Raw genomic sequence first — 10879 nt, forward strand, 5'->3', positions numbered from 1 at the left:
CATGAAGATCGAAGGCAGCGTTGCCGTCGTCACCGGCGCCGCGAGCGGCATCGGCAAGGCGATCGCCGAGGCCCTGGCCGCCGCCGGCGCCCGGGGCGTCGTCGTCTCCGACATCGACCTCGAGGGCGCCGAGAAGGTGGCCGCCGGTATCGGTGCCGACGCCCTCGCGGTCCGGGCCGACGTCGCCGACGAGGCGTCCATCCAGGCCCTGGTCGACCGGGCCCGGGAGCGGTTCGGCTCTGTCGACATCTTCGTCTCCAACGCCGGGCTGACCGTGACGGGCAGCTACGACGCGTCGGACGAGGACTGGAAGCGCGCCCTCGACGTCAACATGATGTCGCACGTGTGGGCCGCCCGAGCCGTGGTCCCGGCCATGCTGGAGGCCGGCCAAGGACACCTGGTGCAGACGATCGCCGCCTGCGGTGTGCTCACCGCGTTCGGCGCGGCGCCGTACTCGGTCGCCAAGCAGGGGGCCGTGGCGTTCGCCGAGTACCTCGCCGTCGAGTACGGCCACCGCGGTCTCGGCGTCTCGTGCCTGATGCCCCAGGCGGTCAACACCCCGATGCTGGCCGCCAGCGTCAGCAGCAACGAGCAGCTGGCCAAGCTGAAGGAGGTCTCCGAGGTCCTCGAACCCGAGCAGGTGGCCAAGGCCGCCCTCGAAGCCATCGAGGAGAACCGGATCCACGTCTTCACGCACCAGGGTTCGGCCGACTCCTTCCGGCAGCGGGCCGCCGACGCCGATGTGTGGGTGGCCCAGATGCGCGCCATCCGCCACGGCGCCCGCCCCTGACGAGGTTCCGTGTCCGGTTCCGGCTCACAGGAAGGAAAAACATGTCCGAGGGAACACTGCGCCTTGCCGTGATCATCGGTTCGTCCCGTGTGGGCCGCACCGGTCCGGCCGTCGCGCGCTGGTTCGTCGCGGAGGTCGAGGCCTGCGCGATGTACGAGGTCGACGTCCTCGATCTGGCCGACGTGGAACTGCCGTTGTCGTTGACGCAGGAACCCGGGGGCGAGTCCGCCGAGTTGCTCGCCTCCGTCGCCGCACGCCTCGACGCGGCGGACGCGTTCGTCGTGATCACGCCGGAGTACAACCACAGCTTCACCGCCCCGATGAAGAACCTGATCGACTGGCACCGCGCCGAATGGCAGGCCAAACCGGTCGCGTTCGTCTCCTACGGCGGTCTGTCCGGCGGGCTGCGGGCCGTCGAGCAGCTGCGCCTGGTCTTCGCGGAGCTGCACGCGGCCACGATCCGCGACACGGTCAGCTTCCACGGCGTGTGGCAGCACATCGGCGACGACGGTGTGCTGCGCGCGCCCGACGCCGCCGTCCCCGCGAAGGCCATGCTCGAAAAGCTCCAGTGGTGGGCCTGCGCCCTCAAGGACGCCCGCACCGCACGTCCGTACGCCGCCTGAGACCAGGGAGAGCCATGAGTTCCATCAGGGTGGAGGACGGCTACTTCACGCTGTTCAACATCTTTCACACCGAAGGCCCCGACGGGCAGCAGGTGCTGTTCGACCAGTGGCGCAGCCTGCCGCCGGCGAACGTCCAGCCGGGCCTGGTCTCGGGCAACTTCCACCGGGGGCTCGACGGCCGCTCGGTGGTCAACTACGCACAGTGGGAGAGCAAGGAGGCGTACGACGCCTTCCTGAGCGAGCGCGCCACCCAGGGCCGCCTCGGCAGCGCCCTGAACGTCTCCCGCCTGGACAACATCCCCTGCGAGGTCGTCCACACCTGGCGCCCCGAGCCCCGTATCAGCCTCGACGAGCCCCGCTTCACCGTGGTCATCGTGGTCACGTCGGCGCCCGAGGACCAGCCGCAGGTGCTCAAGGAAATGACGCACGACCCCGAGGAGCTGGCGACCACGCCGGGTTACGTGTCGCACGCCGTGCACCGCGGCCTGTCCGGCGAGCACGTCATCAAGTACGCGCAGTGGGAGGACGAGAACAGCTTCCGCGCCTTCCTGGAGCGGCCGAAGGAACCGTCCGCCCTCGACGGCCTGGACGGCGTCCGGGTCGAGCTCCACTTCAGCGAGATCGAGTACATCAGGGAGCGCGTGTGAGCGGCGAGCCGGCAGGACAGGACGGCGGGGCGCTGGACGCCGCGGCCGGTGCGGCGGGCCGCGGCGCCGAGGGCGCGGACTCGGCCGGGCGGCTCGGCCGGGACACCGTCGAGGCGCTGGCCGCGGCCGGGTTCACCAGCGCCTTCGCCCCTGCGGCGCAAGGCGGCCCAGGCGCCGGCTTCGAGTCGGTGACGCGGGCCGTCGCCACGATCGGCGAGGGCTGCGCGTCCGCCGCCTGGCTCGCGTCCCTGTGGGCGTACAACGGGCGCTTCAGCGCCTTCCTGCCCGAGGAGGGGCGCGAGGAGGTCTGGGCGAAGGGCACCGACACCCGGCTGGTGAGCTCGATGGTCGCGGCCGGGGTCCAGGCCGAGCCGGTGGCCGGCGGCTGGTCGCTGTCCGGCAGGTGGCTCTACGTCAGCGGGGTCGAGTTCGCCGACTGGGCACTGCTCAGCTCGGCGCCGCCGCGCGAGGGCGACCGGTCGATCCGGGTGTTCGCGGTGCCCAGGGACTCCTTCACCCACGAGGAGTCCTGGTCGACGCTCGGCATGCGCGCCACCGGCAGCCACACCCTGCTGGTGGCGCGGACGTTCGTGCCGGAGTACCGCTCGTTCGTCTGGGACGACATGCGCCAGGGCAACCTGCCGGCGCCGACCGGGTCCCCGGTGCACGCGGCACCGCTGTTCGCGGTGAACGGGCTGACCTTCGCGGCGCCCGTCCTGGGCGCGGCCCGCGCCGCGCTGCGCCTGGTCGAGCAGCACCTCGGCACACCGTCGAGCGGAGCCCGGGCGGCGGCCCGGGACACGGCCCGCATCGCCTACACCCGCGCGGCGGGCGAGATCGACGCGGCGGCACTGCTGCTCGCGCGGGTCGCCGGGACCGCCGACGAGGGCCGGCTCGGCGAGGACGGCGCGGCCGTGCGCAACCACCGCGACGCCACGCTCGCGGTGGAACTGCTCGTCGGCGCGGTGGACCGGCTGTTCCACGTCACGGGGACCCGCGGGCAGGCCACGTCCCACCCGATGCAGCGCATCTGGCGGGACGTCCACGCGGCGGGCTCGCACGCCGCCCTGCAGTTCGAGCCGGCCGCGCTCGCCTACACGCAGCGGCTGATCGCGGCCTGAGGCCCGTCAGCCGCGGGCGGCGGCCCCGTGGCCGGGTTCGACGAAGACCACGGGGCCGTCGTTGTCCCGCACGACGCGGCCGAGCAGCGCGGCGAGAGCGTCCCGTCCCGCGGCGTCGAGGCCGGCCGGCAGCTGTTCGATGCGCCGGCAGGCGTCGGTGTAGAAGCGGTCGGCGAGCCGTGCGCCGCGCGGGGTGAGCGCCGCCCGTACCGCACGGCTGTCGCGCGGATCGTTCTCGCGCCGCACCAGGCCGTTGTTCTCGGTGCGGTCCACCAGCCCGGTCAGACTCGATTTGGCGAGCCCGAGCATCGAGCACAGTTCGCTCATTCCGTACGGCTGCGCCATCAGCACGCACAGCAACTGGCCCTGCTGCGGGGTCAGTCCGTGCTCCCGGCTCACCTGGGCATACACGGCGTTGACCAGGAACGATGACCGCACCAGTGCGGCCGCCAGCCCCATCGCGCCGTCGTCGTCCTCATGCTTGGCCACGCGTGCAGCGTAGCACCCGAATATCGAAAGTTCGTAGCAGGAACTTCTACTTCTTAACAAAGATCTGTAGTTCCTGAAGTTTCTCTGCATTGTGGTTCGCAGTGCGAATCAATTAGCGTTTTCGAGCAGAGCCCGACGCAATTTCATTGGTTTGTGGAGTGTGAATCATGAGTCGTAAAGTCGCCGTTGTCGGCGGAGGCTACGGGGGCGCCGCGGTGGCCAAGGCCCTCGAGTCCGAGGCCGAGGTCGTCCTGATCGACCCGCGTGACGCCTTCGCCAACGTGGCGGGGTCGCTGCGCGCACTGGCCCAGCCCGAGTGGGCGCCCAACATGTTCTTCCCGTTCAAGACGCTGCTCACCGACGGCCAGGTCGTTCAGGACCGCGCCGTCTCCGTGGACCCCACCGGCGTCACCCTGGCCTCGGGCCGGCACGTCGCGGCCGACTACGTGGTCCTGGCCACCGGCTCCAGCTACGCCTACCCGGCCAACCCCTCCGCCGCCACCGTGGAGGAGGCGCTCAAGGACTTCCGCGCCTCGCACAAGGAACTGCTGCAGGCGGACAACGTCCTCATCCTCGGCGCCGGCCCGGTCGGCCTCGAACTCGCCGGTGAGATCAAGCAGGTCTGGCCGGACAAGAAGGTGACCATCGTCGACCCGGCCAAGGAACTGCTCCCCGGCTTCAAGCCGGAGGTCGTCCAGGACCTGCACGGCCAGCTCGACGCCCTGGGCATCGAGGTCCGCCTCGGCACCGGCCTGACGGCCGAGCCGGGCACCCCCTCCGGCCAGGCCGGCTCGTTCACCGTCACCACGACCGCCGGTGACGAGATCACCGCCGACGTCTGGTACCGCGCCTTCGGCACGGTCATCAACAACGACTACCTCGCCGACGGCAAGCTCACCGCCCTCACCGAGCGGGGCCAGGTCCCCGTGACCGAGAAGCTCAACGTCAAGGGCCACGACCACGTCTACGCGGTCGGCGACATCACCGACGTCGCCGAGGCCAAGATGGCCGGCTACGCGATGCAGCACGCCGAGGTCGTCGCCAAGAACATCCTCGCCCAGATCAAGGGCGAGGAGCCGACGGCGACCTACCAGCCGCTGGGCTTCCCGATGATCCTCCTGCCGCTCGGCAGCGAGGGCGGCGTCGGCCAGCTCCCCTCGCCCGAGGGCCCGTTCGTCGCCCCGACCGAGATGGTCTCCCAGTTCAAGGGCCAGGACCTGTTCACCGGCCGCTTCGTCGGCCAGCTGGGCCCCACGGCCGCCTGACCCGGCGACAGCCTCGCACCACTGCACCACTGCACCACTGCACCACTGCACCACCCGAGCTCGCCGCGCGAGCTCGCCGGTTCCCCCATCCCCCGTCCGGGACCGGCGAGTTCGTGCGGCGTTCGCGTTTCCCGATCCGTTCCCACGACCACGGAGACGACGCCCATGCCACCGTCCAGGGACACCAAGGACGCCAAGGACAGCACGGACAGCAAGGACAGGACGGACATCATCACCGGTCCGGCCGGCACCGTGCTGCGCATCGAGAAGGGCAGCCCCGACGCGACCGAACTCGCCGCGCTCACCGCCGTGCTGCTCGCCCGCGCGGCCGCCGCCGGCAGCACGGAGCAGGACCACGCCGAGGGCCCGGAGTCCGGCCGCCGCACCGCACGCTGGCAGCGCCTCGAACGGCGCACCCGCGCCGGCACACCGCGCAGCTGGCGCGACGACGCATACCGACGATGAGCGCGTCCGACGCGCGCGTGCCCCAGGCCGGCACGGAGCGCGCCCTGCCGCCGCACCCCGGTGAACCCGGCGTCCCCGTCCACCATCTGGTCCACCACCTGGTACGCCGCCTGGTACGCCGCCGCCTCACCCGCCGCCTGGCGCCGGCCAGGAGATGAGGGCGGCACCCGGGTACCTCCCAACCGCCCGGAGTTGTTGATCCCATGGCCCAGCCGTTGACCACCGATGCCTTCCGGGCCCGCGAGATCACCCTCGACGCCGCCGGGATCCCGTTGTCGGCACTGATCGCCGAGCCGCCCTCCGGCCGGCCCCGGGCCGTCGTGGTCGCGGTGCACGGCGGCGGCATGCGGGCCGGCTACTTCGACAGCCGGGCCCGCCCCGGACTGTCGCTGCTCGCCCTCGGCGCCGACCTCGGCTACACCGTCCTGGCCGTCGACCGCCCCGGCTACGGAAGTTCGGCCCCCCACCTGCCGCGCGGCCAGGGGCTGGCCGCGCAGGCGGTGACGCTGCACGACGGTCTCGCCGACTTCGCCGCCACCCATGACACAGGCGCCGGCATCTTCCTCGTGGCCCACTCCAACGGCGGCAAGCTCGCCCTGGCCGCGGCCGCCGAGGAGCGCGGCCGCAGCCTCATCGGCCTGGACATCTCCGGCCTCGGCAGCCGCCTCGCCGTACGCACCGACCAGCTCCCGGGCCGGCACGGCCACGGTGACTGGCGCCGCCACTGGGGCTCCTTGCGGCTCTACCCGCCGGACGCCTTCCGGCAGGGCCGCCACCTCGTGTCGCCGGTACCCGAACTGGAGGCGCACGAGGGGCCGTTGTGGCCCGGCATGTACCCGCGGATCGCCCGCAGGGTACGGATCCCGGTCCGCTTCACCTTCGCCGAGCAGGAGCAGTGGTGGCTGTTCGACGACGACGCCCTGGCCGCCCTGCGCCGGCCGCTGGCCGCCACCACGACCGTCATCGCCCACCAGCCGGACGCCGGGCACAACCTGAGCCTCGGCTGGGCGGCCCGCACCTACCACCTCAAGGCCCTCGGCTTCCTGGAGGACTGCCTGCTCGCCAAGGACGCGGCGCCCGCCCGGCCGGTGAGCCGGCCGGTCCCCGCGGTGTGACCCCGACCGGGGACACGAGCCGCCGATCCGCCGAAGCCGCCGAAGCCGCCGAAGTCATCGGGAGACAGACAGAGATGAGCATCGACACGCTGGACATTCCTGACTCACTCGAGGAAGCCGCGCACGTCCCGGACCCGGCCCAACCGGCCCGCGCCCGCCGCCCCCTCGTCGGGGCAGCCGTCGTGCGGCCCGCCCTGCTCGCCGGGGAGGAGCGCCAGGTCCCGGACCCGTCGATCTTCCGCGGCACCGACTGACCCACCGCGCGCAGCGCCGCGCGCACCCACCCGCCGATCCACCCTCACCACCCACCCTGGAGAGACATGTCCCGCCGTCTGTTCACCTCGGAGTCCGTGACCGAGGGCCATCCCGACAAGATCGCCGACCAGATCAGCGACACCGTCCTCGACGCCCTGCTCGCCCAGGACCCGGCCGCGCGCGTCGCCGTGGAGACCCTGATCACCACCGGCCAGGTGCACATCGCCGGTGAGGTGACCACGACCGCGTACGCGGACATCGCCACGCTCGTCCGCAACAAGATCCTCGAGATCGGCTACGACTCCTCCGCGAAGGGCTTCGACGGCGCCTCCTGCGGTGTGTCGGTGTCCATCGGCGCCCAGTCCCCGGACATCGCGCAGGGCGTCGACACCGCCTACGAGTCCCGCGTCGAGGGCACCGGCGACGAGCTGGCCGCCCAGGGCGCCGGTGACCAGGGCATCATGTTCGGCTACGCCACCGACGAGACGCCCACCCTGATGCCGCTGCCGATCGAGCTGGCGCACCGCCTCTCGCGGCGCCTCACCGAGGTCCGCAAGAACGGCACCGTCCCCTACCTGCGCCCGGACGGCAAGACCCAGGTCACCATCGAGTACCTGGGCAGCCGGCCGGTCCGCCTGGACACCGTCGTCGTCTCCTCCCAGCACGCCCCGGACATCGACCTGGACGGGCTGCTGGTCCCGGACGTGCGCGAACATGTCGTCGACCACGTGCTCGCCGAGCTCGCCGAGGACGACATCAAGCTGGAGACCGAGGGCTACCGCCTCCTCGTGAACCCCACCGGCCGCTTCGAGATCGGCGGCCCGATGGGCGACGCCGGCCTGACCGGCCGCAAGATCATCATCGACACGTACGGCGGCTACGCCCGCCACGGCGGCGGCGCCTTCTCCGGCAAGGACCCGTCCAAGGTGGACCGCTCGGCCGCGTACGCGATGCGCTGGGTCGCCAAGAACGTGGTCGCCGCCGGCCTGGCGTCCCGCTGCGAGGTGCAGGTCGCGTACGCCATCGGCAAGGCCGAGCCCGTCGGCCTCTTCGTCGAGACCTTCGGCACCGGTGAGGTCGCCCAGGACGCCATCGAGCAGGCCATCACCCAGGTCTTCGACCTGCGCCCCGCCGCGATCATCCGCGACCTCGACCTGAAGCGTCCCGTCTACGCCCAGACGGCGGCCTACGGCCACTTCGGCCGCGAACTGCCCGACTTCACCTGGGAGCGCACCGACCGGGCCGAGGCGCTCAGGGCCGCCGCGGGCATCTGACGCCCTGCCCGAATCCAGCCCCAGGAATCACGCATCCCCAGGCCGGCAGGTGCCGGTCCGTCCGGTGCCTGCCACCCGACAGGAGTTCAGGAGTTCATGTGCGTATCGCGGTGACAGGATCCATTGCCACGGACCATCTGATGGTCTTCCCCGGTCGGTTCGCGGACCAGCTCATCCCCGACCGACTCGCCCATGTCTCCCTGTCCTTCCTGGTCGACGCGCTTGAGGTGCGCCGGGGCGGGGTCGCCGCCAACATCTGCTTCGGCCTCGGCGGCCTCGGCCTCGCCCCGCTGCTCGTCGGGGCCGTCGGTGCCGACTTCGCCGAGCACGAGGTCTGGCTCAAGGAGCACGGCGTCGACACCGGCGCCGTGCACGTCTCGGCCGAGCGCGGCACCGCCCGCTTCATGTGCATCACCGACGAGGACGCCAACCAGATCGCCGCCTTCTACGCGGGCGCCATGCAGGAGGCTCGCGACATCGACCTGGCGCGGTCCCTCCACGGGCGGCCGCGCCCCGACCTGGTCCTGGTCGGCCCCGACGACCCGAAGGCGATGCTCCGGCACACCCGCGAGTGCCGCCGCCTCGGCCTGCCCTTCGCCGCCGACCCCTCCCAGCAGCTCGCCCGCCTCGACGGCCCCCAGGTGCGCGACCTGGTGGACGGCGCCCGCTGGCTGTTCACCAACGAGTACGAGGCCGCTCTGCTCCTCGAACGCACCGGCTGGGAGCGGGACGACGTCCTCGCCCGGGTCGGCGCCTGGGTCACCACCCTGGGGAGCGCCGGAGTGCGCGTGGACCGCGCCGGCCACGCCCCGCTCACCGTGGACGCCGTCCCCGACGCGCCGGTCACCGACCCGACCGGGGTGGGCGACGCCTTCCGGGCCGGCTTCCTCGCCGCGCTCGGCCACGATCTGCCGCTGCCCGCCGCGGCCCGCCTGGGCTGCGTGCTGGCGTCCACGGTCCTGTCCACGGTCGGCTCGCAGACCTACCGCGTGGACCGGCACCACCTTCTGACCACGGCCGAGCGTGCGTACGGCGCGGCCGCGGCCGAAGAACTGGCCCCCGCTCTGCACGCCCTGGAAGTCCTGGACGGCACGCCATGACAGACCTCCGTGAAGCCTTCGCCACCCGAGTCGTCGTCGCCGACGGGGCGATGGGCACCATGCTGCAGGCGCAGGATCCCACCCTCGAGGACTTCCAGAACCTGGAGGGCTGCAACGAGATCCTCAACCTGACCCGCCCCGACATCGTGCGCTCCGTCCACGAGGCGTATTTCGCGGTGGGCGTCGACTGCGTCGAGACGAACACCTTCGGCGCCAACCACGCCGCGCTCGGTGAGTACGACATCGCCGACCGCGTCTTCGAACTGTCGGAGGCGGGCGCCCGCCTGGCCCGCGAGGTGGCCGACGAGTTCACCGCGTCGACCGGGCAGCAGCGCTGGGTGCTCGGGTCGATGGGCCCCGGCACCAAGCTGCCGACGCTGGGCCACGCCCCGTACACCATGCTGCGCGACGCCTACCAGCAGAACGCCGAGGGCCTGCTCGGCGGCGGCGCGGACGCCCTGCTGGTGGAGACGACGCAGGACCTGCTGCAGACCAAGGCGGCGGTCGTCGGCGCCCGCCGGGCGCTGGACGCGCTGGGCAAGGACGTCCCGCTGATCTGCTCGGTGACCGTCGAGACGACCGGCACGATGCTGCTCGGTTCGGAGATCGGTGCGGCGCTGACGGCGCTCGAGCCACTGGGCATCGACATGATCGGCCTGAACTGTGCCACGGGACCGGCCGAGATGGGCGAGCACCTGCGTCATCTGGCCCGGCACGCCCGCATCCCGCTCTCGTGCATGCCGAACGCCGGTCTGCCGGTCCTCGGCAAGGACGGCGCCCACTACCCGCTGACCGCAACGGAGTTGGCGGACGCGCAGGAGGCGTTCGTGCGCGAGTACGGGCTGTCGCTGGTGGGCGGCTGCTGCGGTACGACCCCGGAACATCTGCGGCAGGTGGTGGAGCGGGTGCGCGGCGTCGAGCCGGTGCCGCGCTCGCCGCAGCCCGAGCCGGGTGCCGCCTCCCTGTACCAGACGGTGCCGTTCCGTCAGGACACCGCGTACCTGGCGATCGGTGAGCGCACGAACGCGAACGGTTCGAAGAAGTTCCGCGAGGCCATGCTGGAGGGCCGCTGGGACGACTGTGTGGAGATGGCCCGCGAGCAGATCCGCGAGGGCGCCCACATGCTGGATCTCTGTGTGGACTATGTGGGCCGGGACGGTGTCGCCGACATGGAGGAGCTGGCGGGCCGGTTCGCGACGGCCTCGACGCTGCCGATCGTTCTCGACTCCACCGAGGTGCCCGTCATCCGGGCCGGGTTGGAGAAGCTGGGTGGGCGTGCGGTCATCAACTCCGTCAACTACGAGGACGGCGACGGTCCGGAGTCCCGTTTCGCGAAGGTCACCCGGCTGGCCCGGGAGCATGGTGCGGCGCTGATCGCGCTGACCATCGACGAGGAGGGCCAGGCCCGTACCCCGGAGAAGAAGGTGGAGATCGCCGAGCGGCTGATCGAGGACCTGACCGGGAACTGGGGCATCCACGAGTCGGACATCCTCATCGACACCCTGACCTTCACGATCTGCACCGGTCAGGAGGAGTCGAGGGGGGACGGTGTCGCCACCATCGAGGCGATCCGCGAGCTCAAGCGCCGTCATCCGGACGTCCAGACCACGCTGGGCCTGTCGAACATCTCCTTCGGTCTCAACCCGGCCGCCCGGATCCTGCTGAACTCCGTCTTCCTGGAGGAGTGTGTCAAGGCGGGCCTGGACTCGGCGATCGTGCACGCGTCGAAGATCCT

13 protein-coding genes are annotated in these 10879 nt (G+C 71.8%); 12 read left to right on the forward strand and 1 reads right to left on the reverse strand.

The window, feature by feature from the left end; all coding sequences use genetic code 11:
* The first annotated feature begins 1 nt into the window (after position 1).
* Genes ACWGKQ_RS46850 through ACWGKQ_RS46865 form a run of 4 tightly spaced genes read left to right on the forward strand, consistent with a single transcriptional unit; the run spans position 2 to position 3181 of the window.
* Positions 2 to 790, forward strand: a complete 789-nt coding sequence (locus ACWGKQ_RS46850; protein WP_453298217.1) for an SDR family oxidoreductase — start codon at positions 2 to 4, stop codon at positions 788 to 790.
* 41 nt (positions 791 to 831) lie between these two features.
* Complete coding sequence (locus ACWGKQ_RS46855; RefSeq protein ID WP_453298218.1) at positions 832 to 1413, forward strand: NADPH-dependent FMN reductase; 582 nt, start codon at positions 832 to 834, stop codon at positions 1411 to 1413.
* Positions 1414 to 1427: 14 nt separating this feature from the next.
* The gene (locus tag ACWGKQ_RS46860) at positions 1428 to 2060 is read left to right on the forward strand and encodes an antibiotic biosynthesis monooxygenase (protein ID WP_453298219.1); all 633 of its coding nucleotides are present in this window, start codon (positions 1428 to 1430) and stop codon (positions 2058 to 2060) included.
* A complete protein-coding gene (locus ACWGKQ_RS46865; protein ID WP_453298220.1) occupies positions 2057 to 3181 on the forward strand; it encodes an acyl-CoA dehydrogenase family protein in 1125 nt (374 codons plus the stop codon). The genes ACWGKQ_RS46860 and ACWGKQ_RS46865 overlap by 4 nt, the downstream gene beginning before the upstream one ends.
* A 6-nt stretch (positions 3182 to 3187) precedes the next feature.
* Here ACWGKQ_RS46865 and ACWGKQ_RS46870 read toward each other — a convergent pair whose 3' ends face one another.
* Positions 3188 to 3640, reverse strand: a complete 453-nt coding sequence (locus ACWGKQ_RS46870; RefSeq protein WP_453298229.1) for a MarR family winged helix-turn-helix transcriptional regulator — start codon at positions 3638 to 3640, stop codon at positions 3188 to 3190.
* Positions 3641 to 3837: 197 nt separating this feature from the next.
* Between ACWGKQ_RS46870 and ACWGKQ_RS46875 the strand changes: the two genes are divergently transcribed.
* The 8 genes from ACWGKQ_RS46875 to ACWGKQ_RS46910 form a co-directional block, all read left to right on the forward strand.
* On the forward strand, positions 3838 to 4935 hold the full coding sequence (locus ACWGKQ_RS46875; protein WP_453298221.1) for an NAD(P)/FAD-dependent oxidoreductase: 1098 nt from the start codon (positions 3838 to 3840) through the stop codon (positions 4933 to 4935).
* Positions 4936 to 5100: 165 nt separating this feature from the next.
* A complete protein-coding gene (locus tag ACWGKQ_RS46880) occupies positions 5101 to 5400 on the forward strand; it encodes an acyl-CoA carboxylase epsilon subunit (protein ID WP_453298222.1) in 300 nt (99 codons plus the stop codon).
* The gene (locus ACWGKQ_RS46885) at positions 5397 to 5558 is read left to right on the forward strand and encodes a hypothetical protein (RefSeq protein ID WP_453298223.1); all 162 of its coding nucleotides are present in this window, start codon (positions 5397 to 5399) and stop codon (positions 5556 to 5558) included. The genes ACWGKQ_RS46880 and ACWGKQ_RS46885 overlap by 4 nt, the downstream gene beginning before the upstream one ends.
* Positions 5559 to 5603: 45 nt before the next feature.
* A complete protein-coding gene (locus ACWGKQ_RS46890; protein ID WP_453298224.1) occupies positions 5604 to 6515 on the forward strand; it encodes an alpha/beta hydrolase in 912 nt (303 codons plus the stop codon).
* A 74-nt stretch (positions 6516 to 6589) separates the two neighbouring features.
* Positions 6590 to 6769, forward strand: coding sequence for a hypothetical protein (locus tag ACWGKQ_RS46895; RefSeq protein ID WP_453298225.1), 180 nt, complete (start codon positions 6590 to 6592; stop codon positions 6767 to 6769).
* Between the two features lie 66 nt (positions 6770 to 6835).
* The gene (gene metK, locus ACWGKQ_RS46900) at positions 6836 to 8044 is read left to right on the forward strand and encodes a methionine adenosyltransferase (protein ID WP_453298226.1); all 1209 of its coding nucleotides are present in this window, start codon (positions 6836 to 6838) and stop codon (positions 8042 to 8044) included.
* A gap of 98 nt (positions 8045 to 8142) precedes the next feature.
* Positions 8143 to 9144 (forward strand): carbohydrate kinase family protein, encoded by a 1002-nt coding sequence (locus ACWGKQ_RS46905; protein ID WP_453298227.1) that lies wholly within the window; start codon positions 8143 to 8145, stop codon positions 9142 to 9144.
* Positions 9141 to 10879, forward strand: a 1739-nt coding sequence (locus ACWGKQ_RS46910; RefSeq protein ID WP_453298228.1) for a homocysteine S-methyltransferase family protein, incomplete at its 3' end; no start/stop codon positions are given. The genes ACWGKQ_RS46905 and ACWGKQ_RS46910, both read left to right, overlap by 4 nt.

This window comes from Streptomyces sp. NPDC054770 (assembly GCF_053611985.1).